This is a genomic window from Aquamicrobium soli (assembly GCF_042646345.1).
GTDB classification, from domain to species: Bacteria; Pseudomonadota; Alphaproteobacteria; order Rhizobiales; family Rhizobiaceae; genus Mesorhizobium; species Mesorhizobium soli_A.
In genome coordinates, this window is sequence record NZ_JBHRTK010000004.1 from 219,371 (window position 1) to 243,795 (window position 24,425).

Below are 24,425 nucleotides of genomic sequence, written 5' to 3' on the forward strand. Positions count from 1 at the left end.
TTACTCGCCGATGAAGGCATTGGTGTAGAAGTCCTGCGGCTTGAAGCCATCTCCGAGCACGCCGGCCTCGACCATCGACTTGATCGTGCTCGCCCAATCGTCCTCCGACTGCCAGCCGAACGGCTTGCCCTCGGTATTGGGCGTCGTGAAGAAGGGCCGGTAGAGCTCGATCTGGCTCTTGAGGATTTCCGGATTCAGCTTGAGGTCGGCGCGCTGGCTGATAATCGCCGCCACGGCTTCGTCGACATGACCGTCATAGATGTATTGGAAGGCACGCGTCTGTGTGGCTAAGAACCGGCGCAAGATGTCTTCCTTCCCCTCGATCACGCTCTCTGTCGAGAAGTAGCCGTAGCTCGGATAGGAAATGCCGGCCTGCTCGGCCAGCACCAGCGAGGCAGGACGATCCCGTTCCGCCAGCGCCTGCCCATAGGGCCCGGCGGTCAGCACACCGTCAGCCTGGCCGGACGTATAGGTGGTCATCATCGCCGACGGTTCGACGTAAAGCAGGTTGACGTCATCGCGCGTCAAACCTCCAGCCTTCAGGAAGGTATCCAGAAAAGGCAGGAAGGGACTGGCCGCAAACAGGGCCAGCTTCTTGCCCTTCAGATCGGCAATCGTGCTGATGCCAGCCGTCTTGTCCACGACCGCTGCGAGATCGCCTTTCCTGACCCAACCGGCAATCGACTTCAGCGGGATACCGCTTTTCTCCCTTGCAGTCGCCATCGGTCCAAGCTGGGCCATACCGACATCGGCCTCGCCGACGCCGACCAACTGGATCGTGCTGACGCTGCCGCGCCCGTCACGCACGTTCACGTTGAGGCCCTGCTCCTTGAACCAGCCTTTCTCCGCCGCGAGATGCACCCCGGCGTGCAACCCCCACGGGGCAAAGTCGAGAAGAACGGACAGGTCGTCGTCCGCCCGGGCCGAGGTGGTAGCGATCAGTGCGGCGGCTAAGCCGACTGCAAGAAAACGCCCGATGCGCAGATAGGACATGACAACCTCCCAGAGTCAGGTGACGATCGCGAATATGAAAAACTCTTATCAGGAATTTTTCTCCTATCATACACTTTTTTTATTTTATGATCATTTTTATGTTGAAACAGGGACATTCGCTCTATAGAGCCGAAGTGGCTATCATGCTGCAATGGAGGAACTTATGCCAGTCGTTCGAATCTCGCTGATCTCGGGCCGCACCAATGAACAGAAGGCCAAGGTCGCCGCCGCGGTAACGCAGGCGATGGTCGACCATGCCGGCTCGACCGCCGAGCACGTCAACGTCATCTTCGACGAGCAGCCCCGGAACAACTGGGCCATCTCCGGGAAGCTCCTCTCGGAAGGTTAAGCCGCGCCAGCTTTCTGCACGCTAAGGATTTTCAGATGTCACTCAGTTTTGCCGACTTCGGCGCGGTCGAAGCCGCACTTAAGCCACGTGAATTGGTCGATGCCCTGCGGACGGGCTTTCGCTCCGGCTGCGAGATGCCGCCACGCCACCGGCACACTTGGGGCCGGAGCAACGAGCCCGACGCCACTTTCGTCCTTATGCCTGCCTGGCAGAACGACGGTGTCCTGGGCGTCAAGCTCACCTCGATCGTCCCGGGAAATTCCGCCCGCGGTCTCGCGTCGGTCATGCCGATCTACATTCTGTTCGATCCCGTGACCGGCAAGCCGACCAAGGTGCTGGACGGGCGCGCGATCACCCTGAACCGGACGGCCGCCGCGTCGGCTCTCGCAGCGACTTATCTGGCGCGAGAGGACGCTACCCGGCTCGTGATGATGGGGACCGGTGAATTGGCGCCCTATCTGGTGCGGGCGCACTGCGCGGTGCGTCCGATCCGACACGTCGAAATCTGGGGCCGTAATCCCGACAAGGCTCGGTTGACCGCCCAATCCCTTGCCGGCCTGGGACTAGATATAAAAGTCGTCGAAAATATCGAGGAATCGGTATCAAGGGCGGACATCATTTCCTGCGCCACGCTGGCGACGGAACCGATCGTTCGCGGTGCATGGCTTTCGCCCGGCGCTCATCTAGACCTGGTCGGCTCCTTCACGCCGCTCATGCGTGAGGCCGATGACGAGGCGGTGGCCCGAGCAAGCCTTTTCGCCGACAAACGTGAGGCCTGCCTGCAAGAGCCGGGCGATTTCACGCAACCGATCAAGGCAGGCGTGATCAGCGAAGCCAGCGTTCTGGCGGATCTGTTCTCCCTGACGCGGGAAGAGCACCCGGGCCGCACAAGTCGCGACGAGATCACACTTTTCAAATCGGTCGGCCTTGCGCTCGAGGACCTCGTCGCCGCCCAGCTCGTCGTCCAAAAGCAGAACGGATAGTCCCGGGAACGCTTCGATACCGCAGGCATCCTTCGGTGCCTGCGGTATCGTCAATGTTGCCTACAAGGGATCACCCGAACAGATCCAGAGCACCTCGGCATCGCCCGTCCCCACCGAGATAACGCGGTGGCCCATCCGGCTGTCGAAGTAGATCGAGTCGCCTTCCTGCAAGACAGCGGGGGCATAATATTCCGTGTGGACCTCGACGGCGCCGGACACGACGATAATCACCTCCTCGCCATCGTGCCTCACCCAGGCAGGAAACTCATCGACCGAACGCGCGGTGATGATGCTCTTGAACGGCAGCATTCGCTTGTGGGAGATATCCGTCGCGAGAAGTTCGTGCCGATAGGTCGGCGTTGTATGGATCTTGCCTTCGCCCTTGCGGGTAATACTTCGGCGACCTTTAGGCTCGAGATCGGCCCCCTCGTCGAAGAGCTCGACAATATCTATGTCGAGCCCCCGTGTGATCTTGCGAAGCAGGTCGAAGGTGGGTGACATCAGGCCGTTCTCGATCTTCGAGAGCGTCGAGCGCCCGACCGAACTGTGCTTGCTCGCCTCCTCCAGGGTCCATTTCCGCCCAAGCCGAATCGCGCGAAGACGCTCCCCGAGATCGCCGCGCTCCGACCGGCCCTCGTCTTCGGCGACGTTGGAATCGATAGACGCTGCCCTTACCCGCCCGCGGGCCTTCCGGCTGTGTGTCACGGCCATCCGATCACCGCCTTTCAGTACATAGTTCAACTATCTCTAGCCATCGCTACCAGCGGGAGCGCGGATTTCCAAGTATTGAGCTCCCGCTTTCTCCGTTTTATTGCCAAAACCCCCGGGCGCAATACGACCTGCCCGCCAGGCGGGGCGGACGGCGGAGTTACCGGTTTCGGTCAGATGGCCCTGAACACGGAGACGTCGATCGGCAGGCCGCGTCCCAGCCATGGGCAGGCGCTCAGCCCGACGAGACAGTCCATTTCGGCCCGCAATTCGATCCGCGCAGGCTTCTCCAATTGCTTGTGAACAAGCTCCATCTTACCCGTGGCGCCGTCGATCCTGGTTTCCTGGAAGATGTTGAAAGGGCTCGGAATGTCCTCGGCAGCGATCGCCCATGGTTGGAGCGCGCCGGTCAGATTTTCCCAGCAGCCGTGATCCGGAATCTGCTCCCGGGTCACGCCGAACCGCTCCTCTATCCGGTATGATTCATATAGCGGCCCCTTGAACAAGGCGTATCCGGCAGCACTGCACATGCCGAACTGCAGATCGTGATAGCCCAAGCCGAGGCTGTCGCTGACGATGGTCAGCATGGGCAGGTTCGACTTCGAATAGAGCATGTTGCCGGTGCTGACGAAGATGCTGCTGTTGTTGATCTTCGTGCGCGCCTGGTCAAAGCGTTCCCGTACGTTATGCAAATCGAAGAAGACCGCATCAACTGTGGTACGCCCCTCGATGCGCAGCACGTCCCCCTTGGGCAGTTTGAACGCGAATCCGGTATTATAGGGCATATGCTTCTGCATGATCTGGTTCACGGCCAACTCCCGTTTTCGAGGGCGCCTATCCTAGCCGAGGTAGAGCGCCTTGATGATATCCGGAGTCAGCGCATCGCCGGCCCCTTCGAAGACAATGCCGCCTGTCCGCATGACGTAGACCCGGCTCGACATGCGGATGGCGTCCATCGCATTCTGCTCGACCATCAGTATCGTCGTTCCCTGCCGCCTTATGTCGTCGATCTTGGCGAGAATCACGTCCACCATCTTGGGCGAGAGCCCCATCGTCGGCTCGTCCATTATCAGCAGTTTCGGGCGTGACATCAGGGCCCGCCCGATAGCCAGCATCTGCTGCTCGCCGCCTGAAAGCGTACCGCTCGTCTGATTTCGGCGCTCGCGAAGCAGGGGGAACAGGTCGAAGACGGCTCCCAGCGTCTCCTCCATCGCCAAGCCGGGGACCGTGTAGCCGCCGAGCGCCAGATTCTCGAAGACGGACATCGAGGCGAACACCCTGCGCCCTTCCGGCACGTGGGCTATGCCGCAGGACACGCGGGCACTCGGGGCAAGCGCGAGAAGATTTCTACCCTCTATGGTGACGGAGCCGGAGCTTGCCCGGATCAGGCCGGAGACGGCCCGCAGGGTCGTGCTCTTGCCTGCCCCATTGCTGCCGAGAAGGCTGACGAGTTCGCCTTGCCGAACCTCGAATGACACATCCCTGACGGCCTGGATCGGGCCGTAGGCGACACTGAGCCCGCTAACCTTCAGCATGTGTCACTTCCCGGCCCAGATATGCGCTCTGGACGCGCGCATCCGCGAAAATCCCATCGGGCGGACCATCGGCAATCTTCTCCCCGTGATGCAGGACCGTAACGCGATCCGAAAGGGACCTGACGATCTCGACGTCGTGCTCCACCAGCAGGATAGCGGTGCCATCAGCGCGTATTTGCGAGATCAGCTCCGCCAGTTCGGCCTTCTCCACGACGTTCATGCCAGCCATTGGTTCATCGAGCAGGAGAACGGAGGGCGCAAGCATGAGCGCCCGCGCGATTTCGAGACGGCGCTGATGGCCGTAGGCCAGGCTCCCGGCAAGCTGGCCATCCCTGCCGTTCAACCCGACAAAAGCGAGCAGCTCCCTGGCCTGGTCAATGAATCGGGCCTCCTCTTCCGCTGCCTTTGCCCGCCTGAACAACAGGTCCAGGATCGATCTCTCCAGATTTCGGTGGCAGCCGACCAGGACGTTTTCCAGAACGGTCATGCCGCCGAACAGGCGGATGTTCTGGAATGTACGCGCCATTCCCAGCTCCGCCACCTCATAGGCCGCCTTTCCCGCGACAGGTCTGCCCGCAAGCAGGGTCTCGCCCCCGCTCGCTTTTACAAACCCCGTCAGGCAATTGATGAGCGTGGATTTCCCGGCTCCATTAGGCCCGATCAGCGCATGGATGGTGGCGCCGTGTACGTCGAGATCGACGCCACGGACCGCAACCAATCCGCCGAACCGGACCGTGAGCCCTCGGCAGGAGAGAACTGGCTCGGCCGAAATTTGCGGGTTCTGCGTCATGCCATCACCAGCGACGGCCTTGCCCGGGCAGCGATCCCCTGGGGCCGATAGAGCATGAGCCCGATCAGTATGAGCCCCAGCATGGCATAGCGGCTCTCCGGGAAGGCCTGCACGATGGGCCACTCCTGCGCGACCTGAAGAAAAGTGACCCAGATGAAAGCCCCCACGAAAGGCCCGACGAAAGTGCCGAGCCCGCCGAGTACGATCAGCATGAGCAGTAGAATGTTGTCGAACAGCGTGAAGTTGAACGGGCTGATATATTGCTGGAAATGCGCAAAGAATACGCCGGTCATTCCGCCGATCAGACCGCCGGTCGAATAGGCCAGCAACTTATAGCGCCGGGTATCGATGGCCATGGCTTCCGCCGCCGTCTCGTTATCGCGGATGGCGACCCAGGCACGGCCGACATAGGATCTCACCAGTCGCGATGCGATAACGAGGATAAGCGCGCAAAGCGCTATCGCCAGCAATCCCAGCGAACGCGGCCTGTCGAGTGAGAAGCCGAACAGCGAGGGATTCGGGATGCCGCGTATCCCCATCGGCCCGCGGGTGAGGCCGACCCAGTTGGTGGTGACGATCCGGATCATCTCGCCGAAGCCCAGCGTCATGATCGCGAGGTAGTCACCACGCAGCCGCAGGGTAGGATAGCCCACGAAGGCGCCGAACAGTCCAGCAAGGAGGCCTCCGGCGACGAGGTTGACATAGAAGAGCCACCAGGCCGTCGCGGGATCGATCCCGTAGGAATTCTTGAGGACGAGGACGAACAGGATAGACGAGAAATACGCGCCTACCGACCAGAACGCGACATAGCCCAGGTCGAGCAGGCCGGCGAAGCCGACGACGATGTTGAGGCCGCTCGCCAGCATTCCGTAGATGAGAGCGACGATCACGACGCGTAGCCAATAGTCGGAGATCGGCAGGAACATCACTGCCACCGCCGCGACCAGCAGAAGGGCATTCCGGTGAGTCGGCGATGGCAGCACTCGATCCGCGATCGCAGCCAACCGGTCAACGAAAGCGGTTACTTTGCCGCCCTGCCGGCCGCCCATCAGGCTGCCGTCGCTGGTTTCGTTCAGCTCGGGACGTCCCAGGATGCCCTGCGGCCGGAAAAACAGCAGCAGCACGAGGATGGCGAAGCCGATCGCGTCCTTGTAGGCAGAACCGGACGGCAGGTAGCCGGCGCCGAAGGTCTCGACCAACGCCAGCAGCACGCCGCCGAGGGCAGCTCCGGGGATGCTGCCTATGCCGCCTAGCACCGCCGCGATGAGCGCCTTTAGGCCCGGCAGGAACCCCATGGTCGGGTGCGCGAAGCCGTAGGCGAGACAATAGAGAATGCCTGCCAGCGCTGCCAGGCCCGATCCGATGGCAAAGGTCAGCGCGATCACCCGATTAACCGGGATGCCCACGATATAGGAAGCGTCGGTATCGCTCGCGGTGGCGCGCATCGCGCGGCCGAACCGGGTCTGGTAGACGAGCAGCGTCAGCCCGATCATCGTGACGACGGCGACGGCGACGACAATGAGTTCGACCAGCGAGACATACACACCTCCGAACAACACGATCGGGGTGTCGGCGCCCACGGCAGATTCCGGAAGTCCGAGTTCTTCAGGGCCCCATATCGTCTGGGCGAGACTTTGCAACAGCACCGAAACCGCAATCGCGGTGATGAGCGGCGCAAGCCGGGGCGCCGTCCGCAGCGGACGATAGGCGATCCGTTCTATCGCCACGCCCATCAGAACGACGCAGACTATGGCAATCGGAGCCGCCAGGAAGACGGACAAAGCGGGCATGGGGACGTCGAAGCCGAACAGCCTAGCGCTAGGCAGCATCAACGTAATGGTCAGGAACGCCCCGAACATGAACAATTCGCCAAAGGCGAAGTTGATGAGGCGCACCACCCCATAGACGAGCGTATAGGCAACCGCCGCAAGCGCGTAGATCGCTCCCAGCATGAGGCCATTGGCAAGTAACTGGCCGAAGAAGATCATAGGGTCTCCGTCGTCTTCTGCCTCGTGCAGACGGGCAGGATGGGCACGGCGCGCTGGCTCGGGCCAGCGCGCAGCAGAGAGCTCAGTTGGAAACGGGGACGAACTTGCCGCCGCTGATCTTCAGGAAGTAGATGGAACCTTTCCGATCTCCATCCTCGTCGAAAGAGGTCGGGCCGGTCACGCCTTCGAGGCCTTTGATCTCGGCAAAGGCCGAATTCAGGGTTTCCCGATTCACCTCTCCCTTCGCCTTGGCGATCTTCACCGCATCGTCGAGCGTATACGCAGCGTCATAGGCAAGCGCCGCCCACGCATTGGGATCCTGGCCGAACTTGGCGCGATAGGCCTCGAGGAACTTGTCGGTGGCGGGCGACTTCAGGCTGGTATCGTACATTCCGTAAAGGACCATCCCCTCGACGGCATTACCGGCCAATTGGATAAGCTCGGGATTGAGCGACCCGTCCGTGCCGAGTAGGGCCGCCTCAAGCCCCATCCCCCGTCCCTGCGCCGCGATCTTGGCGGCTTCCGTGTAGAAGCCTCCGATAAAGACGGCATCGGGAGCGCTCTGGCGGATTTTGGCGATCTGGGTCTTGAAGTCTTTCGTGCCCAGCAGATAGCTGTCGGTCCCGATCACCGACGCGCCGGCTGCTTCCGCTGCCTTGGAAAAAGCCTCCGCGATGCCGAGACCGTAGTCGTCCTGCTGGTGAAGGACGTAGACTTTCTTATAGCCCGCCGTTTTCGCCGCATATTCGCCCATCAGCGCACCCTGCATCGCATCCGTGAGAAGATTGCGCCGGAAATAGGGGCTGGCTCCCGAGAGTTCCGGGCTGCCCACGGCCGATGCCAGGACAGGCAGCTTGCATTTATCGATGATCGGAACGGCCGCCAGAGCCACCGAACTGAAGGAATAACCCATGACGATATCGATGTCGGGATTGTCGCAGAGGTTTTGAGCGATCAGGACGCCCTCTTTCGGATCACCGCGGTCATCCATCGCAAGGATCGAGTAAGTCACGCCGCCGCGTTGGTTGAGGTCGTCGAACGCCAGGTCGAGGCCTTTGCGCATGTTGAGACCGAACGCGGCGAAATCCCCGGATAAGGCAGCGGTAAACCCGATCTTGACTTCCTCGGCCCGCACGGCACCTGCGACCAGCGTCAGCGACGCTGCGAGAGCAAGTGCGCACATACGTGAACTAAGCATGATTTTCATCGTCATAGAGACCTCCCATCTCCACAATCCGCCCCGGATCGTCGTCTGCTCAACGATCTTAACCTTCGCGGATGTCAGAACATTTTAATGTATTATTCCCCTAAGTGCAACTTAAATTTCCGATAATGAACAATCGCTTATTGGCGCTGCAACTCGTTGCACGCGCGCGCGATCCGGGAGAGCGCCTCATCCAGTTCGGCACGTGACGAGGCATAGGATGCCCGAAAAAAGGGGGACGCGCCGAAAACGCTACCGGGAACCACGGCGACCTTGGCGGCATTCAGCAGGTAGGCGCAGAAATCCCGGTCGCTGCCGATACGCCGACCATCCGCCGTGAGACGTCCAAGCATTCCCGCGCAACTTGCGAAAGTGTAGAATGCGCCCTGCGGACGGGGGCAAGCCAGCCCGTCGATCGCGTTGAGCGCGTCGACGACGAGATCGCGGCGCATACGGAAATCTTCACGCCGTTCGGCCAGGTAATCCTGAGGCCCGGTCAACGCTTCGATGGCCGCCGCCTGACTGATGGATGACGGATTGGAGGTAGATTGGCTCTGGACCACGGCCATGGCCTTGACCAGCGCCGCCGGCCCGGCTCCGTAGCCGATCCGCCATCCGGTCATCGCGTAGGCCTTGGATACGCCGTTGACGGTAAGGATACGGTCGCGCAACGCCGGCTCCAAACCCACCGGCGTGACGAAGCGGAAATCATCGTAGACGATGTGCTCGTAGATATCGTCGGCCAGCAGCCACACCTGCCTGTGCGCCAGGAGCACGTCGAGAAGCGGGCGATAGTCAGCTTCCGTATAGGCCGTGCCTGTCGGATTGGAAGGCGAGTTCAGCATCAGCCAGCGTGTGGCCGGCGTGATGGCGCGTTCCAGTTGATCGGCCGTCAGCCGAAAACCGTTGGCGGCGTCACAGGCCACCAGAACGGGTACGGCGCCGGCAATGCGGATGATGTCGGCATAGGACGTCCAGTAGGGCGTGGGGACAATCACCTCATCCCCGGGATCCAGCGTAGCCATAAAGGCATTGAAGATGACCTGCTTGGCGCCAGCCGCGACGCTGATCTCGTCCACCGAAAAATCGAGACCATTGTCGCGCCGGAATTTTTCCCGCACCGCTTCTTTCATGGCGGGAGAGCCGTCAAGCGCGGTGTATTTGGTTTCACCTCGCCGCGCGGCTCTCGACGCCGCCTCCTTGACCGCATCGGGCGTATCGAAATCCGGCTCGCCCGCGCCAAGGACGATGACATCGTGGCCCTGCTTGCGCATGGCGGCAGCAGATGCGCCGATCTGCAATATCTCGGAGACGCCGATCTCGGCGATGCGGGCTGCCGGCTTGAACGACCGGGCAGCAAAACTTGACTCGGTAAGCACCGCCAGCCCTCACTCGATATCGAAGGAGACGCCCTGTGCGAGGGGGAGTTCCCTGGAGTAGTTGATGGTGTTGGTGGCGCGGCGCATATAGGCCTTCCAGGCATCCGAGCCGCTCTCGCGGCCGCCGCCGGTCTCCTTCTCGCCGCCGAACGCCCCGCCGATCTCGGCCCCGGAAGTACCGATGTTGACGTTGGCGATGCCGCAGTCGGAGCCGTCGGCCGACAGGAAGCGCTCCGATTCCTGCAGGTCACGCGTGAAGATCGAGGACGAAAGCCCCGCCCCCACCGCATTATGGTTGTCGAGCACGGCGTCGAAGTCGGAATATTTCATCACGTAGAGGATCGGCGCGAAGGTTTCCTCGGTCACCGGGCCCTCCTGCTTCGGCATCTCCACCAGCGCCGGATGCACGTAGTAGGCATCCTTGTGGCCGTTCTCGAACCGCTCGCCCCCCGTCACCTTGCCGCCATGCGCCCTGGCGTCGGAAAGCGCCTTCTGCATGTTGTCGAAGGCGGCCTTGTCGATCAGCGGCCCGACCAGCGCCGAGCTTTCCAGCGGGTTGCCCACCGACACGCTCTGGTAGGCCTTCTTCAGCCGCGGCACGAGCTGGTCGTAGACGCTGTCATGCACGAACAGGCGGCGCAGCGTCGTGCAGCGCTGGCCGGCCGTGCCCATGGCGCCGAAGGCGATGGCTCGCAGCGCCATGTCGAGATCGGCCGACGGGCAGACGATGCCGGCATTGTTGCCGCCGAGTTCCAGCACCGCGCGCGCGAAGCGCCTGGCGAGCCGCGGCCCGACCTCGCGGCCCATGCGCGTGGAGCCGGTGGCCGACACCAGCGCTACCTTCGGATGATCGACCAGCACCTCGCCGACGGCGCGGTCGCCGACCAGCACGGTGAGCAGGTTTGCCGGCGCATCCTTGCCGAAGCGCGCGACGGCGCGGGCGAAGATCGCCTCGCAGGCGAGCGCCGTCAGCGGCGTCTTTTCCGAGGGCTTCCACACGACGCTGTCGCCGCACACCAGCGCAAGCGCTGCATTCCACGACCACACCGCCACGGGGAAGTTGAAGGCCGAGATCACCCCGACCACACCGAGCGGATGCCAGGTTTCCATCATGCGGTGGCCGGGGCGCTCGGTGGCGATGGTGAGCCCGTAGAGCTGGCGCGACAGGCCGACGGCGAAGTCGCAGATGTCGATCATCTCCTGCACTTCGCCCAGTCCCTCGGAAGGAATCTTGCCGACCTCGATCGACACCAGCCGGCCGAGCTCGGCCTTGTGGGCCCTCAACTCCTCGCCGAGCAGCCGCACCAGTTCGCCGCGCTTCGGGCCCGGCACCAGCCGCCAGGCCTTGAAGGCCTCGTGGGCGGCATCGATGGCCTTGCCGGCATCGGCCGGCGAAATCGTCTTCAGCGCCACGATCTGTTCGCCCGTCACCGGGCTATGGACCGCCAGATCGCCACCCGAAAGCGCCGCAGCGTCAACGCCAAGCTTCGAGAGAAGCGCCAAAGTTTCCTGTGCCAACATCTGCTCAATCCTCAAATGAATGTCTTGTCCCGTATCGCCATGCCAGTCGGCGCGAGTGGCGAGGTGCACTGTGTGCGGCCGCTGGCCCTGCTGCCATCCTGAAAGCCCGCTGTCCAATGCCGGAAACCGGCGAAGGCGGCTGCCGTCGACCAATGCGCCTAGCCCGCCAGCTCGACCTCTCCCAACCGTTCACGACACCGGGCAAGCGAGGCAGCCTCGATGCCACGGTAGTGCTCGAACTCATCGATGACCGCGGCGCCGAGCGCGTCTTCGAACATCGACCGGTTGGGGCTGGCCGCCAGTTCCGCGGATGAATCGTCGCCCAGATTCGACTGGAATATCCCCGCCGCACTTACGGGAAGAAAGTCTTCGTAGACGATTGGGTCGAAGTGGACGATGCCGGCAGCAATCAGCGCTTCGAGGCCGGCTCCACGATTGACATCACTGATCTGACTTTCATCCACACTGTATGAAAAATACCCCAGGCCCTGCCGGCGAATCTCATGCCAGTCGTCGGGGAAGGATTTGAACGCCTGCGACAACGCCTGGCGATAATCATCGACATTCGACCCGTCTGCCGCAGGCCGGACCACCGAGCGCGCCTCGGCCAGGAGCCGGTCGTACAGGGAGCGGCCCTTGGGGGTCAGCGCTATGCCGCGCTGCTCGATCTCGCCAAAGCGGGCGGTGTGCCGTCCTTCGACCATCCGGCCTTGTGCATCGGGAAACAGCACGGGCTCCTCGAGCGCCTTGAACGACGTCTGGCGCAACAGGATCGGACAGGCTCGCGAGGGCGGTCCCTCGATGACCGCCTTCGGCGTTATGCCATATTCCGGCATGAGCCGCTGCACGGCGTCGATATCGAGCGTCCGCGGCGTCAGATGGTTGATGTGCGGCCCCCTGAACGAAACCACATCGGCGATCAGCCGATGGGCATCATGCAGGCTGCGATACATCTCGGCGTCGACCGCGGCCCCTCGGTGCCAACGAAAGGTTTCCAATACCTCGGCGACGAAGCGCATGGCGTCGCCATCCCTCAATCCTCCGCCGGCCTCGGCACGGTCGAGCAGATCAAGCGCCTCGTCCGTGAATATCTGGCGATCGTCCAGCACTTTTCGGGCCCGCTCCCGCAGTCCCTTGTCCTCGATCAGATCGAGGCGCAGCAGAGAGGTGAAAACGCGAAACGGGTTCAAGCTTAGCGCCGCTGCGCCGACCGGGCGAAATGCTGTCGAATGCACGGGCACGCCCGCATCACTCAGGTCGTAGTAGCCGACCGGGTACATCCCCATTACCGCGAATATGCGCCGCATCGTTGCCAGTTCGCCCGGCGTACCCACGCGAATGGCGCCGTGACGTTCCTCGGAAATGCGGTCGAGAGAATCCGTCTTCTCGAGGCGGTCGCGCAATTCCGGCGAAGCCCTCAACGTCGCTTCGTTTACCTCGGCCACGAGTGTGAGAAGGGTGCCATAGGCAGGCACTTCCTTGCGATACATGTCCGACAGCGCCGCCGAAAAAGCAGCTCTTATTTCATCGCTGGAGAGGAATTCGGTTGGCATGACACCTGTGTCCCGGTGCGGGCTCGGCATGAAGGCGAGCCACTTGATGTTCGACGCTTGTCAGCTTCCCTGATCGAACCTACAATTTCCAACGCTGTTTCCAATTGAGTTGATGCGCAATTCACATGACCCTTCCACGCAGGCTCGTTCCGCAGATCGACACCCTTCAGGCCTTCGAATGCGCGGCACGCCATGGCAGCTTCACGCAGGCTGCCCGCGAATTGAGCCTCACCCAGAGCGCCGTCAGCCGTAAGATCAAGGATCTCGAGCTCCAACTCGGCTCGCTGCTTTTCGAGCGCGTGCGCCAGCGGGTGGTCCTGTCCGACCAGGGGCGGAAATTGCTGCCCGACGTCGTTCGGCTGATCGGGCAGGCCGAGGACACGATGATGCGGGCCATGGCGAACTCCCAAGCCGATGCCTCGCTCAGCCTTTCGGTGCTGCCCACCTTTGGTGCGCGCTGGCTGATGCCGCGTCTCCAGAATTTCCTGCGCGTCCAGCCCAACCTAGTCGTGAACATAGCTGCACGGGCCCAGCCGTTCGATTTCGACGAAGAGCCGTTCGACATCGCCATTCATTACGGCCAGCCCATTTGGGCCAAGGCCGTCTGCATCTATCTGTGCAGCGAAATCGTCGTTCCCGTGGCGGCGCCCGGGCTATCAACGGTGCAAAACGTCACCGACAGCCCTTTTGGCGATGCATGGCTGCTGCACCTCGCATCACGCGCCAAGGCCTGGTCCGAGTGGTTCGAGGCTGTCGGTCTCGCCCACCCGGCTCCTTATGCCGGACATCACTTCGACCAGTTCTCGATGCTGATCGAGGCGGCCATTGCTGGCATGGGAGTTGCCCTGCTTCCCCGCTACCTGATCGAAACCGAACTGGCGTCCGGGCGTTTGATCGTGGTGGACGATCGTCCCATCAAAACCGAAAACGCCTACTATCTCGTGGTTCCGGATCGCAAGAAGGAGAACCCCCTGTCGAAGGCTTTCTGTGCCTGGGCATTGGAGCAGGTGGGCCATCACGAGGGCGCATCGGATGGTTCCTGATCTTCATCAAGAGCGCCTCCGAGCCTTGTTCCCTGCACCGTGGCAAGTCGCTAACACTCGTTGATCGGATGCTACCGACGACGGGCACAATGGACCAGCTTGAACGATCTCACGGCCTCTGGAAGAAGACCGCGCCACCCGCGCCTGTAACGACCTCGCTTGAGGGTGATCGTTCGGTCGACGTCGCCATCGTCGGCGCCGGCTTTACCGGCCTGTCGGCCGCGCTCCATCTCGCCCAGCGTGGCGTCAAGGTGGCTGTCCTGGACGCCGAGGATATCGGCTTTGGCGGCTCCGGACGGAACGTCGGTCTGGTCAATGCCGGCATGTGGGTGATGCCGAACGATGTTCCGAAAGCGCTCGGAGTGACCCATGGAGAACGGTTGCTGAATGTGCTGGGAAATGCCCCCGACGAAGTCTTCGACCTGATTGGACATCACGGGATCGAATGCGAGGCGGAACGCCAGGGAACCCTTCACTGCGCGGTAGGCCAAAGCGGGTTGGAGGAAATCCGGCAACGTGCCGAACAATGGCAGGCACGGGGTGCACCCGTCCGGGTTCTGGACGCCGCGGAAACCGCTGCGAAGACAGGATCTGCCAGCTATTCCGGCGCGCTGCTCGACCTGCGTGCCGGCACCATCCAGCCGCTGGCCTATGTGCGGGGGCTGGCCAGCGCAGCGATGGCCGCCGGTGCCGAAATCTTCACCCACACGCAAGTGAAGGGCGTCCAACCCTCCAAGGCAGGATGGACTCTCGTTACACCAGGAGCGCTGGTCAAGGCCGACTGGGTGGTTATTGCCACCAACGCCTATACGCATGGTCTCTGGCCCGAATTGCGAAACGAGATAACCCACTTGCCCTATTTCAACTTTGCAACCGCGCCCCTCGACGCCCAACTTCTCAAGCAGATTCTGCCCGAACGCCAAGGCGCATGGGATACGAAAGAAATCCTCTCGTCGTTCCGCCTCGACCGGGCGGGGAGGCTCATCTTCGGCAGCGTCGGCGCCCTGCGCGGAACGGGTGCCGGTATCCACGAGGCTTGGGCAAGACGTGGTCTTCGCCGTCTGTTTCCCCAACTCGACGGGGTGAAATTCGAGTCGAGCTGGTACGGCATGATTGGAATGACCGACAACAGCCTCCCGAAATTTCATCGGCTCGCCCCGAACGTCGTCGCCTTCCACGGTTACAACGGCCGCGGCATCGGGACCGGAACCGTCTTCGGCCGGTTACTCAGCGACCACATCTGCGGCGCACCGGAGGCAGATCTGCCACTGCCGCCGTCGAAGCCGGCAACGCAGCGGTTCCGAGCGGGCCGCGAGCGCTTCTACGAACTGGGCGCTCAGCTTGCGCATTTCGTGTCGGGCCGGTTCTGACGCAGGCCGTTTCTCGATGTGCCAGGGCGGCGGTGCCGGAAATTAGCATGCGCCATTAGCGATCCGGGCGTGACACCGGCGGGCTTCCTACATAAAAGTCACCTATCGTGGAATTGGCGGGGCGACATCGGCGTTGCCCGCAAAAGGACAATCTGCTGCGCATGACGAGCGAACCGAAAACCAAGCTGCGCGAAAGCGGGCTCGATCGCGCGATCGATATACTGGAGTGCCTGCACGAGGCCGGCGAGCCGATGTCCATTGCCCAGATGTCGGAACGCTTGGGCGCTCCACGCTCCACCATCTACAACATCGTCAAGCGCTTCATCCGGTCCGATATCCTGGAGGATTACGGGCCGCGCGGCAGGATATTCTTCGGCCGGGCCGTCCACTTCTATGCCGCCGCCTATCTGAGGCGGAACGACCTCATGCGCCGGGCGCGCGACGAGGTCGATCGGCTGGCAAGCGAAATCGGCGAAACGTTCGAGTTCTGCACCTTGCAGGGCAACAAATACACCATCGCCTATGTACAGACGGGCTCGCGCATGTTCCGCATCAGCTCGGAGGTAGGCGTCAGGCTGCCGATCCCGTGGACGGCGTCCGGGCGCTTGCTGCTGGCCGGCATGACGCGCGAGGAAATCATCGCCCTCGTTCCGCCGGAGGATTTCATCCTGCCGGATGGCCGCAGCATCGGCGTCGATGCGTTCTGCAACGACGTGCTCGAGGCGGGTGCCGCCGGCTACGCCATCACATCGGGATTGATCGACAGTCTCACGCAATGTCTCGCCGCGCCGATCCGCGACGAGACAGGCAAGGCGATGGCGACATTGTGCGCGGTCGTGACCATCGACCGGAACCAGGACGAGGTAGAGGCGCTTGTCCGGCGCCTGACCGCAAGCGCCGACCGCCTGTCCCTCACCCCCGTTTCGCGCGCGGCCGAGTGATCGCTGCGCTTGATACGCGTCTCCCGGAAACGGGGAACCGCGTCGTTTTCCCAGAAGTCCGTCAGGCAGCGGAAGGAAGGATCGCCGTGCAGTCTATCTCCACCATGATGTCCACGAGCTGGCAGCCGACGGTGGTTCTGGCGGGGGGGTCATCGGCAAAGAAATTCCGGTAGACGGCATCGAATTCGGAAAAATTGGCGACGTCGCTGAGATAGGCGTTGATCTTGACCGCGTTCTTCAGTTCCGTACCGACACCCCGCAGGATCGTATCCAGGTTGCGAAGGGTCTGCCCTACCTGCCCGGCGAATGTCGCAGGCATTTCGCCTGTCCGGGGATCGACCGGCCCCTGTCCGGAAACGTAGACCAGGCCATTGGCGATAATCGCATGGGAGTAATGGCCTGCAGGCGCTACGGCCTCGTCGATCATCGCGGTCTTGCGCAAATTCCGTCTCCTTTGATTGTCTTGTCGGCGGGCAGTACCCGTCAGTTTGCCGGCGGCTGCAAGGTCCCGGCAGAATATGCGGTGGCCGCAGCAATGAAATCGAGCGGCCCCTTGCCGTCCCTGGCCGAAAGGCGCGGCGACGTGGCTGGAAGCGCGCCGGGATCCTTCAGCGCATGACCCGAGATAACGAGGGTAATCGGTCGTGGCAGGTCATGGTGGCCGATCAGCCTCCGCAGCGCTGCCAAGGGAGCCGCGGCGGCCGGCTCGGCGGCGATGCCTTCGTATCGGGCGAGATCGCTCATGGCGGCCTGTATTTCCGTGTCTTCCACAGCTACCGCAAAGCCGCCCGTACGGCGGATGTCCCGCAGGGTACGGGTCCCGTCGGCCGGATAGCCGCGCAGCGGATCGTTGATCGAGCCCGCGATACCGAAATCGGCGCCAGTCCATTCCTCCACGGTCTCGCGACCCGCCTCAAAAGCCCGGGCGATTGGCGCGCAGCCTGCCGACTGCACGCCCACCAATACCGGAAGCCGTGATATCTCGCCCCGACGCAGCAGATGTTCCGCGCCCTGCAGGATGCCGCCCAGCATCGGCCCGGCGCCGATGGGCACGATGATGGTTCCGGGGGCGCTGCCAAGTTGCCGGCAAAGCTCGTAGAAGATCGTGGCATGCGCCGCCGTCATGTACGGATTGGCATAGGTTGAGGTAAGATTAGCCCAGCGCGGCGCGGCCAGCCTGATGGCCTCGGCCATGTGATAGGCATCGCTGAAAGTGCCGTCCACCTCCACCAGCGTCGCGCCATAGGCTCGCGCATGCGCGACCTTGCTGGCGGGCGTGGACGACGACAGCGTGATGATGCAGGGCAAGCCAGCGCGTGCGGCGTAAGCGCTGACGGAAGTGGCGTTGTTGCCCGTCGAGGCGCAAACTACGCCTTCGGCGCCGAGGCCGAGTGCAGCCGACACAGCTACCGCGGCACCGCGATCCTTGAAGGATCCGGTCGGGTTCATCCAGTCAGCCTTGGCATGGACCGTGTCTTCACCGCAAAGGCGGGCAAGAGAAACCAGCGGCGTATTGCCCTCGCCCAGGCTGACGAGTTTGCCGCCGGCCGGCAGCAGTGACGCGATTTCGGAAAAACTCTTCCAGCTTTCCAGCAGTGCGGCCGCACCGTCATTCTCCGCGACCAGCGAGCCGCCGCAGACATGGCACCAGGGATCGAGATCGGCCGGGCGGCCAGCGCCGCACCACGCGCAAACCAGCCGCACTCTCTCGAGACCTTGTCCGCCGCTGAAGTTCACCGCGTCGCCTCCTGCCTGTCCGTCACCGGTGCAGCACGGCGCCAAGGAACGCCTTGGTGCGCTCATTGCGGGGATTTGCGAAAACCTGCTCGGGGTCGCCGTCCTCCACGATACGGCCGCCTTCCATGAAAAGTACGCGGTCGGCGACTTCGCGCGCGAAGCCCATCTCGTGCGTGACGATCAGCATCGTGGTGCCGGTCTCGTTCGCCAGGTTGCGCACGATCGTCAAGACCTCGCCCACCAGTTCGGGATCGAGGGCCGAAGTGATCTCGTCGAAAAGCAGGATTTTCGGCTCCATGGCCAGCGCGCGGGCAATCGCCACGCGCTGCTGCTGCCCGCCCGAGAGCTGGCGGGGGTAGGAATCGGCCTTCTGCCTCAGCCCCACCTTGGACAGGAGATCGAGCGCGTGGGCGCGCGCCTTTTCCTTCGGCAGGCCGCGCACATGCACCGGCCCGTCCATGATGTTTTGCAGCGCGGTCATATGCGGGAAGAGGTTGAAATGCTGGAAGACCATGCCGATCTTGCCTCGCACCGATCGCAGGTGGACGCCCCTGTCCTTGACCAGCTTGTCGCCGGCCCGCCTCAGCCCCAGAAGTTCCCCCTCCACTTCGATCGTGCCGGCCTCGGGCGTCTCCAGCGTCATCACCAGCCGCAGCAGCGTGGTCTTGCCCGACCCGCTGGGGCCGATAAGCGCGATACGCTGGCCGGCGCCGACATCCAGGTCGATCTCCCGCAGGATCTGGACGCTGCCGTAGGATTTGGAGACGCCGCGCAGGCTGAGGATCGGTTGACGGGATTCAGCGCCCATTGCGGTTCTCCGCGTTTATGCGTTTTTCGAGGAGCCGGACCAGAGAGGCCGAAGGCCAGCTCAGAACAAGGAAGATCAGCCCGACCAGCGTATAGGGCTCGAGGTAGCGGTAAGAGATGGCCGCTTCCGCCTGCGCCGTGCCGAGCAGTTCAAGCAAGGTGATGGTCGCCAAAAGCGGCGTGTCCTTGAACATGGCGATCAGGTAGTTGCCGAACACCGGAAGCATCGGCGGCACCGCCTGCGGCAGGATGAGGCGCGCCCAGGTATGGGAACGCGAGGCATTGAGCGCGACGGCCGCCTCCCACTGTCCTTTCGGCACGCCGTCGATGCCGGCGCGGTAGACTTCCGACAGATAGGCACCATAGTGCAGGCCCAGCCCGAGAATGCCGGTCGTCAGCGTATTCAGCGTCAGCCCGTAGAGCGGCAGCACGTAGTAGAGGAAATAGAGCTGGATCAGCAGCGGCGTGCCCCGGATGAAGGAGACCACTCCACGCGTCGCGTAGACGACGGGCGGAATGCCGGAGCGGCGCAGCAGTTCCAGCATAAGGCCGAGGATCATGGCGAGCAGCATGCCGCCAAGGGTGGCCTGAAAGGTGACCAGCGTGGCCTGCAGGAGCACGGGCAGGATCTGCCAGACATAATCGAAGTCGAAGCTCATCGCGCCGCCTCCTTCGCGACGGCGCCGGGCACCCGCCGTTCGGCCGCCTGCATCAGCCGGCCGAGCGCCAGGGCCATGACGAAATAGATGACGAGCAGCAGCGAGTAGACCTCAGTGACGTGGCCCTGGCCCTGCACCAGCGTCTTGCCGGCGAAGGTGAGGTCGCCGATGGTGATGAGCGACAACAGGGAGGTCGCCTTCAGGAGGTCGATCAGCAGGTTGCCGAAAGGCGGCAGCATGGCGGCCAGCGCCTGCGGGAAGACGATGCGGCGCATGGCCAACGCAGGCGAGTAGTTGAGCGCGACGGCCGCCTCGTGCTGGCCACGCGGCACGTTGAGCACGGCGGCGCGCACGACCTCCGATCCGTAGGAACCGAAATTGAGCCCCAGCGCCAGCACGCCGGCGGTCATCGGGGAAAGATCGATGCCCAGAAGCGGCAGCACGAAGAAGAAATAAAAGAGCTGCACCAGGGCGGACGTGCCTCGGAAGACCTCGACATAGACCAGCGCCACGCCCCGCAGGACGCGGAAGCGCGACAGCCGGACAAGGCCGACGACGACCGACACCACAAGGGCAACGGCCGCCGAAAACACCGTGGCCTCGAGCGTGACGAGAGCGCCGCGAAGGAGCGTGGGAAGAAAATCGACTAGCGTCATCGGTAATCCGAAGGCGACACGGCCTTGCAGCCGCGCCGCGCCATGATGATCATCAGGCCTGGCAGAGCTCGGCCGAAGTGACGTCCGCAGGCGGGACCTGCGCGGCCGTGAAGCCGTAGGGTTCCATCAGTTCCAGCAGCTTGCCGCTGTCCCTGATCTCGGCAAGCTTGCCATTGTAAGCCGCGACCAGTTCCTCGTCCTCGCGGCGGAACCAGGCCGAGCCGTAACCGCGCGAGGGCTTGCCCTTCTCGTCGAGTGGATCCTCGAACGGCTGTACCAGCTCGAGGTTCGCATCGTTGGTCTTGCGCAGCACGTCCTGCAGCGAAATGATGCTCATGGTGACGCCATCGACGCGACCGCCTTGCAGCCCGGCAATGGCAGAGGGCAGGTCGGGGAACAGCACGATCCGCGATGTCGGCACCTTGGCCGCCGCCAGGTACTGGGCGTTGATGGAACCGGCGAGCGTGCCGATCTTCACGCCGTCGTCCTTGGCGATGTCGGCATAGCTGTGGAGGTTCTTCGGGTTTCCCTTCTTCACCGCGATCGATTCCGTGACGACATATTGCGGATTGGAGGCCGCGACCTGCTTGCAGCGGACCGGGGTGACATAGAGCCCGGCGCCCAATATGTCGAAGCGCTTGGCCAACAGGCCGGGAATGAGGCCACCGAAGTCGGTCAGCACACCCTCCAGCTCCGGCACGCCAAGCTCCTTCATGATGTAGCCGATCACGTCCGGCATCAGGCCGGTCAGCTTGCCTTCCGGCGAGGCGAACGCGTAAGGCGCCTCGTTGGCGAAGCCGACCCGGATGCGGCCATCGCTTTTTGCCGCCGCCAAAGAGCTCGCCGCGTTCGCGACTGTCGACAACAAGCCGGTCGCACCGACGCAAAGGCCGCCGGCTCCCAGCAGCAGGTGCCTTCTGTTCAACACAAATTTCTCCATCCCATGCTCCTCAATCCCAACCAACCACCGTTTTATTGTCCACTGTAGTGTACATATATCTGTAGTAGTGGACTTCCTGAGGTTTAGCCACATTCAGATCGATGTGCAACCGTTTTCGGGCGCAGATGCGCAGCCCAGATACCCGACAGTCGAAATGCAGGCGCCAAGGCAGCTCAGCCCAGTCGAGGTCGTCATCAAAGGAGCGATTCAAGGTAATCCACGCCCGGCTCTCGTCCAGCGGCTCGCGATCTTTTGTCCCCCCGATATCCGCGATGGAGCTATCGAGGCGGAAAGCTGCCGCCTCGTCTCCGGGCTGATCAACAGCGCACCGGTCAGGATCTAAACGATGCCGTCTGGGCTTCGGACGGGGACGGCGTGCCATCGGCGTCCTTCCGCAAGCATCCCCTTGCGGGCCGGACGGGAACTGCGGCCGACGTCATGGCCACCGGTTACGATGACCTGACGGGCGGGTTATCGCCGATACGCCGTATAGGTCACAGGCGGCGCGGGGCTTTCCCCGCTTTCAGCGGCCGGCAAGCGAACGGAACAATTGGTACCGCTTTTCCAGAAGCAGGCAGAAGGCGGCCGTCACCACGATCACCGCCGTGCTCGCCGCGGCGACCGACGGCTCGGCCAGATTCTCCATGCGGGAGAAAATCACCACCGGCAGCGGGCTGGTTCCAGGCTGCACCAGGAAAACCGAGATGACGACGTTGTTCACCGATGCAAGAAACGCGAACAGGCCGCCGGAAACGAGGCCCGGGCGCAGGGATGGCAGGACGACGTGCCAGATCACCTGCGACGGCCGTGCGCCATGGATCGCCGCCGCACGCGGCAGAGACGGATCGCTGAGCGACATGCTGGCCAGCGCCGAACGCGTGACATAGGGCACGGAGATCACGGTGTGACCGATGATGAGGCCAAGCTGGTTGAGCAGGCCCATCTGCGTCAGCAGGACCAGCAGGGCAAAGCCCGTCAGCACCATCGGCACGCTGAGCGGCGAGGCGAAGAAGGTCACCAGGATGTTGCGCGCCCGGATCGGAATCTGGCCCAGATAGATCGTCGCCAGCGCCCCAACCGGAACCGAGATCAGAACCGTCGCAACGGCGACATAGGCGCTGATCCAGAAGCCGCTCATCATCTCGCGGTCGCCGATCATCACATCCCACCAGCGCAGCGACAGTCCCTGCGGAGGAAAGCTGAGATAGCCGGCGGAGGTGAAGGAGGCGCCGATGACGAAGAAGACCGGCAGCGCCAGGGCGGCATAGGCCAGGAGTGCCGTGACCGTAAGGAGCCGGTTCATCGCGGACGCTCCCACGGCATCGCCCGCTGGGCGGTCGCCGTCAGCAGCCACGAGGCGAACAAGGTGACGAGCAGCAACAGGATGCTGAGCGTCGCGGCACCGGGCCAGTCAAAGAACTGGACGGTATATTGATAGATGAGAAGTGGCACCACGTTGACCCGTCCGCCGCCGATGAGGAAAGGAATAACGAATGCCGCCATCGAGAGCGAGAACACGATCGACGCGCCGGCGACGATGCCGGGAAGGCTGAGCGGGAGAATGACCCGCCAGAGAACCTGGCTGTCCGTCGCCCCGTGGATGCGCGCAGCGCGCGACAGGCTCGGGTCGATGTTCTCCAGCGCCGCGAAGATCGTCAGCACCGCATAGGAGATGTGGCTGAACACCGTGACGACGACTACGCCCGTCATCGTGTTCATCATGCGGATGGGGCTGTCGATGATGCCCAGTTTCATCAGCAGCACGTTGATAACGCCGTTATTGCCAAGGATCAAAACCCAGGAGAACGAGGCGACGACGAGACTGATCATCAACGGCAGCAGCACCACGAGCGTCAGCCACAGGCGCGCGGTCCCGGACTTCACGCCATGGAGATGCCAGGCGAGGGGAAACCCGAACACGATGCACAACACGGTCGCGGCCGCGGAAATTCCGAGCGTGCGCGCCATCGTCCACATGTGGTCCGCATTGCCGAGGAAGCGGTCGAAATTGGCAAGCGTATAGCCCGCGCCCGTCAGCGTGACCGGATCGTAGGGCTTGAAGGCCAGCGCCAGCACCATGGCGATCGGCAACACGAAGAAGACGCCGAGCAGCATGAACATCGGCAGCGCGAGAACGGCCTTCCCGCCGGAGGCACGCAACCTGCTCATTCGCGCGCCTCGCTGGGGAAGACCATCCAGTCCGCCGGGGCCGCGGCGATGCAGACGGTCTCGTCCGGGGCCGGCAGCCGGTCCGTCGCTTCAACGATCATCAGCATCTCGCTATCGTCGGCCAGCCGCACGACGAGGCGCTGGTGCGAGCCGACAAAGGCGCTGGCGACGATCTTTCCGGTGAGGGCGCCTGCATCCGAAGCCGTCGCCGGGCGCAGGCGGCTCGGCCGGACGGCGAGGTGGACCTTCCCGCCAGAAGATACCGACGGCGGCGCCGCCGCCACGATCCGTTCGCCGGTCGCGAGCATGATCCGCGCCTCGCCGCCACGAACCTCGTCGAGAACGGCCTCGAGAAAGTTCGACTCGCCGATAAAGCCGGCCGCGAACCGGGTTGCCGGGCGCGCATACATTTCCTCGGGCGCCCCCGACTGCTCGATCCGCCCCCTGTTCATGAGCACGACGCGGTCGGACAGCGACAGCGCCTCCTCCTGATCGTGCGTGACATAGAGCGCCGTGATGCCGACGCTCTTCTGGATGCGGCGCAATTCCACCTGCATCTCACGCCTCAACTTCGCATCCAGGCTGGACAGCGGCTCGTCCATGAGCAGGACCTTGGGCTTGACCGCAAGCGCGCGGGCAATGCCGACTCGCTGCTGTTGGCCGCCCGACAGTTCTCGCGGATAGCGGTCCTCGAAACCCTCGAGGCGCACGAGTCGCAAGGCCTCGCGAGCGCTTTCGACGGCGTCGGCGCGCGGCGTGCCACGCATCCTGAGGCCGAAGCCGACATTATCGAGGACCGTCATGTGGGGAAACAGGGCATGGTTCTGGAAGACCATGCCCAGCCCTCGCCGATAGGACGGCAACGCCACCACCGAGGTCCCGTTCAGGCGGACGTCGCCGCTGTCGGGATACTCGAATCCACCGACGATGTTCAAAGTCGTCGTCTTGCCGCATCCGGACGGACCAACCAGGGAGATGAACTCTCCCTGCCGGGCCCTGACGGTCATGCCCTTGAGAACCTGAACAGAGCCGAAGGACTTATGGAGATCGTTGACCTCGAGAGCGGCGGTGTCACCCATTACGATACGATCCTCACTCAG

General features: G+C 63.1%; 25 protein-coding genes. 5 read left to right on the forward strand and 20 right to left on the reverse strand.

Annotated features, from left to right (window positions below; all coding sequences use genetic code 11):
• Positions 1-993: an ABC transporter substrate-binding protein gene (locus ACFOHJ_RS04925; RefSeq protein WP_378219097.1), complete on the reverse strand. Its 993-nt coding sequence runs from the start codon at positions 991-993 to the stop codon at positions 1-3.
• 163 nt (positions 994-1,156) lie between these two features.
• Between ACFOHJ_RS04925 and ACFOHJ_RS04930 the strand changes: the two genes are divergently transcribed.
• Positions 1,157-1,342, forward strand: a complete 186-nt coding sequence (locus ACFOHJ_RS04930) for a 2-hydroxymuconate tautomerase (RefSeq protein ID WP_378219099.1) — start codon at positions 1,157-1,159, stop codon at positions 1,340-1,342.
• 35 nt (positions 1,343-1,377) lie between these two features.
• Positions 1,378-2,325 carry an ornithine cyclodeaminase family protein gene (locus tag ACFOHJ_RS04935; protein WP_378219101.1) on the forward strand — a complete coding sequence of 316 codons (948 nt, stop codon included), beginning with the start codon at positions 1,378-1,380 and terminating at the stop codon, positions 2,323-2,325.
• A 60-nt stretch (positions 2,326-2,385) separates the two neighbouring features.
• On the opposite strand, the gene ACFOHJ_RS04940 is transcribed toward ACFOHJ_RS04935, so the two are convergent.
• The 9 genes from ACFOHJ_RS04940 to hglS form a co-directional block, all read right to left on the reverse strand.
• The gene (locus ACFOHJ_RS04940) at positions 2,386-3,066 is read right to left on the reverse strand and encodes a helix-turn-helix domain-containing protein (RefSeq protein WP_378219103.1); all 681 of its coding nucleotides are present in this window, start codon (positions 3,064-3,066) and stop codon (positions 2,386-2,388) included.
• A gap of 140 nt (positions 3,067-3,206) precedes the next feature.
• Positions 3,207-3,842, reverse strand: a complete 636-nt coding sequence (locus ACFOHJ_RS04945; protein WP_378219105.1) for a DUF1989 domain-containing protein — start codon at positions 3,840-3,842, stop codon at positions 3,207-3,209.
• Between the two features lie 30 nt (positions 3,843-3,872).
• On the reverse strand, positions 3,873-4,568 hold the full coding sequence (locus ACFOHJ_RS04950; RefSeq protein ID WP_378219107.1) for an ABC transporter ATP-binding protein: 696 nt from the start codon (positions 4,566-4,568) through the stop codon (positions 3,873-3,875).
• A complete protein-coding gene (locus ACFOHJ_RS04955) occupies positions 4,555-5,358 on the reverse strand; it encodes an ABC transporter ATP-binding protein (RefSeq protein WP_378219109.1) in 804 nt (267 codons plus the stop codon). Before ACFOHJ_RS04955 ends, ACFOHJ_RS04950 begins: the two co-directional genes overlap by 14 nt.
• On the reverse strand, positions 5,355-7,346 hold the full coding sequence (locus ACFOHJ_RS04960; protein ID WP_378219111.1) for an ABC transporter permease: 1,992 nt from the start codon (positions 7,344-7,346) through the stop codon (positions 5,355-5,357). Before ACFOHJ_RS04960 ends, ACFOHJ_RS04955 begins: the two co-directional genes overlap by 4 nt.
• A gap of 82 nt (positions 7,347-7,428) precedes the next feature.
• On the reverse strand, positions 7,429-8,559 hold the full coding sequence (locus tag ACFOHJ_RS04965; protein ID WP_378219113.1) for an ABC transporter substrate-binding protein: 1,131 nt from the start codon (positions 8,557-8,559) through the stop codon (positions 7,429-7,431).
• 131 nt (positions 8,560-8,690) lie between these two features.
• On the reverse strand, positions 8,691-9,929 hold the full coding sequence (locus ACFOHJ_RS04970) for a pyridoxal phosphate-dependent aminotransferase (RefSeq protein WP_378219115.1): 1,239 nt from the start codon (positions 9,927-9,929) through the stop codon (positions 8,691-8,693).
• A gap of 9 nt (positions 9,930-9,938) precedes the next feature.
• The gene (gene amaB / locus ACFOHJ_RS04975) at positions 9,939-11,450 is read right to left on the reverse strand and encodes an L-piperidine-6-carboxylate dehydrogenase (RefSeq protein WP_378219117.1); all 1,512 of its coding nucleotides are present in this window, start codon (positions 11,448-11,450) and stop codon (positions 9,939-9,941) included.
• 158 nt (positions 11,451-11,608) lie between these two features.
• The gene (hglS, locus tag ACFOHJ_RS04980; RefSeq protein WP_378219119.1) at positions 11,609-13,003 is read right to left on the reverse strand and encodes a 2-oxoadipate dioxygenase/decarboxylase HglS; all 1,395 of its coding nucleotides are present in this window, start codon (positions 13,001-13,003) and stop codon (positions 11,609-11,611) included.
• A 125-nt stretch (positions 13,004-13,128) separates the two neighbouring features.
• Here hglS and ACFOHJ_RS04985 point away from each other — a divergent pair, with 125 nt between their 5' ends.
• The 3 genes from ACFOHJ_RS04985 to ACFOHJ_RS04995 all read left to right on the forward strand — a co-directional run bounded on the left by ACFOHJ_RS04985 (position 13,129) and on the right by ACFOHJ_RS04995 (position 16,357).
• Positions 13,129-14,046, forward strand: coding sequence for a LysR family transcriptional regulator (locus tag ACFOHJ_RS04985; protein WP_378219121.1), 918 nt, complete (start codon positions 13,129-13,131; stop codon positions 14,044-14,046).
• 89 nt (positions 14,047-14,135) lie between these two features.
• On the forward strand, positions 14,136-15,416 hold the full coding sequence (locus ACFOHJ_RS04990) for an NAD(P)/FAD-dependent oxidoreductase (protein WP_378219123.1): 1,281 nt from the start codon (positions 14,136-14,138) through the stop codon (positions 15,414-15,416).
• 161 nt (positions 15,417-15,577) lie between these two features.
• Positions 15,578-16,357: an IclR family transcriptional regulator gene (locus tag ACFOHJ_RS04995; RefSeq protein WP_378219125.1), complete on the forward strand. Its 780-nt coding sequence runs from the start codon at positions 15,578-15,580 to the stop codon at positions 16,355-16,357.
• Between the two features lie 61 nt (positions 16,358-16,418).
• Here the strand turns inward: ACFOHJ_RS04995 and ACFOHJ_RS05000 are convergent, their stop codons facing one another.
• The 10 genes from ACFOHJ_RS05000 to ACFOHJ_RS05045 form a co-directional block, all read right to left on the reverse strand.
• Positions 16,419-16,799, reverse strand: a complete 381-nt coding sequence (locus ACFOHJ_RS05000) for a RidA family protein (protein WP_378219127.1) — start codon at positions 16,797-16,799, stop codon at positions 16,419-16,421.
• 41 nt (positions 16,800-16,840) lie between these two features.
• Positions 16,841-18,094 (reverse strand): pyridoxal-phosphate dependent enzyme, encoded by a 1,254-nt coding sequence (locus ACFOHJ_RS05005; RefSeq protein ID WP_378219129.1) that lies wholly within the window; start codon positions 18,092-18,094, stop codon positions 16,841-16,843.
• A gap of 22 nt (positions 18,095-18,116) precedes the next feature.
• Positions 18,117-18,902, reverse strand: coding sequence for an ectoine/hydroxyectoine ABC transporter ATP-binding protein EhuA (ehuA, locus tag ACFOHJ_RS05010; protein WP_378219131.1), 786 nt, complete (start codon positions 18,900-18,902; stop codon positions 18,117-18,119).
• The gene (gene ehuD, locus ACFOHJ_RS05015) at positions 18,892-19,560 is read right to left on the reverse strand and encodes an ectoine/hydroxyectoine ABC transporter permease subunit EhuD (RefSeq protein ID WP_378219133.1); all 669 of its coding nucleotides are present in this window, start codon (positions 19,558-19,560) and stop codon (positions 18,892-18,894) included. Before ehuD ends, ehuA begins: the two co-directional genes overlap by 11 nt.
• Positions 19,557-20,216 carry an ectoine/hydroxyectoine ABC transporter permease subunit EhuC gene (ehuC, locus tag ACFOHJ_RS05020; RefSeq protein WP_378219135.1) on the reverse strand — a complete coding sequence of 220 codons (660 nt, stop codon included), beginning with the start codon at positions 20,214-20,216 and terminating at the stop codon, positions 19,557-19,559. Before ehuC ends, ehuD begins: the two co-directional genes overlap by 4 nt.
• A 52-nt stretch (positions 20,217-20,268) precedes the next feature.
• Positions 20,269-21,141 (reverse strand): ectoine/hydroxyectoine ABC transporter substrate-binding protein EhuB, encoded by an 873-nt coding sequence (gene ehuB / locus ACFOHJ_RS05025; protein ID WP_378219136.1) that lies wholly within the window; start codon positions 21,139-21,141, stop codon positions 20,269-20,271.
• A gap of 25 nt (positions 21,142-21,166) precedes the next feature.
• On the reverse strand, positions 21,167-21,538 hold the full coding sequence (locus ACFOHJ_RS05030) for a hypothetical protein (RefSeq protein WP_378219138.1): 372 nt from the start codon (positions 21,536-21,538) through the stop codon (positions 21,167-21,169).
• 141 nt (positions 21,539-21,679) lie between these two features.
• Positions 21,680-22,459: an ABC transporter permease gene (locus tag ACFOHJ_RS05035; RefSeq protein WP_378219140.1), complete on the reverse strand. Its 780-nt coding sequence runs from the start codon at positions 22,457-22,459 to the stop codon at positions 21,680-21,682.
• Positions 22,456-23,325, reverse strand: coding sequence for an ABC transporter permease (locus ACFOHJ_RS05040; RefSeq protein WP_378219142.1), 870 nt, complete (start codon positions 23,323-23,325; stop codon positions 22,456-22,458). The genes ACFOHJ_RS05035 and ACFOHJ_RS05040 overlap by 4 nt, the downstream gene beginning before the upstream one ends.
• The gene (locus tag ACFOHJ_RS05045; RefSeq protein WP_378219144.1) at positions 23,322-24,404 is read right to left on the reverse strand and encodes an ABC transporter ATP-binding protein; all 1,083 of its coding nucleotides are present in this window, start codon (positions 24,402-24,404) and stop codon (positions 23,322-23,324) included. The genes ACFOHJ_RS05040 and ACFOHJ_RS05045 overlap by 4 nt, the downstream gene beginning before the upstream one ends.
• Positions 24,405-24,425 lie beyond the last annotated feature (21 nt).

Excerpts from the sequence above, each read along its gene's own strand:
- ehuD (WP_378219133.1), bottom strand. The coding sequence starts at position 19,560 with ATGAGCTTCGACTTCGATTATGTCTGGCAGATCCTGCCCGTGCTCCTG.
- hglS (WP_378219119.1), bottom strand. The coding sequence starts at position 13,003 with ATGCCAACCGAATTCCTCTCCAGCGATGAAATAAGAGCTGCTTTTTCG.
- ACFOHJ_RS05035 (WP_378219140.1), bottom strand. The coding sequence starts at position 22,459 with ATGAACCGGCTCCTTACGGTCACGGCACTCCTGGCCTATGCCGCCCTG.
- ACFOHJ_RS04955 (WP_378219109.1), bottom strand. The coding sequence starts at position 5,358 with ATGACGCAGAACCCGCAAATTTCGGCCGAGCCAGTTCTCTCCTGCCGA.
- amaB (WP_378219117.1), bottom strand. The coding sequence starts at position 11,450 with ATGTTGGCACAGGAAACTTTGGCGCTTCTCTCGAAGCTTGGCGTTGAC.
- ACFOHJ_RS05045 (WP_378219144.1), bottom strand. The coding sequence starts at position 24,404 with ATGGGTGACACCGCCGCTCTCGAGGTCAACGATCTCCATAAGTCCTTC.
- ehuA (WP_378219131.1), bottom strand. The coding sequence starts at position 18,902 with ATGGGCGCTGAATCCCGTCAACCGATCCTCAGCCTGCGCGGCGTCTCC.
- ACFOHJ_RS04925 (WP_378219097.1), bottom strand. The coding sequence starts at position 993 with ATGTCCTATCTGCGCATCGGGCGTTTTCTTGCAGTCGGCTTAGCCGCC.
- ACFOHJ_RS04935 (WP_378219101.1), top strand. The coding sequence starts at position 1,378 with ATGTCACTCAGTTTTGCCGACTTCGGCGCGGTCGAAGCCGCACTTAAG.
- ACFOHJ_RS04995 (WP_378219125.1), top strand. The coding sequence starts at position 15,578 with ATGACGAGCGAACCGAAAACCAAGCTGCGCGAAAGCGGGCTCGATCGC.
- ACFOHJ_RS05040 (WP_378219142.1), bottom strand. The coding sequence starts at position 23,325 with ATGAGCAGGTTGCGTGCCTCCGGCGGGAAGGCCGTTCTCGCGCTGCCG.
- ACFOHJ_RS04985 (WP_378219121.1), top strand. The coding sequence starts at position 13,129 with ATGACCCTTCCACGCAGGCTCGTTCCGCAGATCGACACCCTTCAGGCC.
- ACFOHJ_RS04990 (WP_378219123.1), top strand. The coding sequence starts at position 14,136 with ATGGACCAGCTTGAACGATCTCACGGCCTCTGGAAGAAGACCGCGCCA.
- ACFOHJ_RS05030 (WP_378219138.1), bottom strand. The coding sequence starts at position 21,538 with ATGGCACGCCGTCCCCGTCCGAAGCCCAGACGGCATCGTTTAGATCCT.
- ACFOHJ_RS04965 (WP_378219113.1), bottom strand. The coding sequence starts at position 8,559 with ATGACGATGAAAATCATGCTTAGTTCACGTATGTGCGCACTTGCTCTC.
- ACFOHJ_RS04960 (WP_378219111.1), bottom strand. The coding sequence starts at position 7,346 with ATGATCTTCTTCGGCCAGTTACTTGCCAATGGCCTCATGCTGGGAGCG.
- ehuC (WP_378219135.1), bottom strand. The coding sequence starts at position 20,216 with ATGACGCTAGTCGATTTTCTTCCCACGCTCCTTCGCGGCGCTCTCGTC.
- ACFOHJ_RS04950 (WP_378219107.1), bottom strand. The coding sequence starts at position 4,568 with ATGCTGAAGGTTAGCGGGCTCAGTGTCGCCTACGGCCCGATCCAGGCC.
- ACFOHJ_RS04930 (WP_378219099.1), top strand. The coding sequence starts at position 1,157 with ATGCCAGTCGTTCGAATCTCGCTGATCTCGGGCCGCACCAATGAACAG.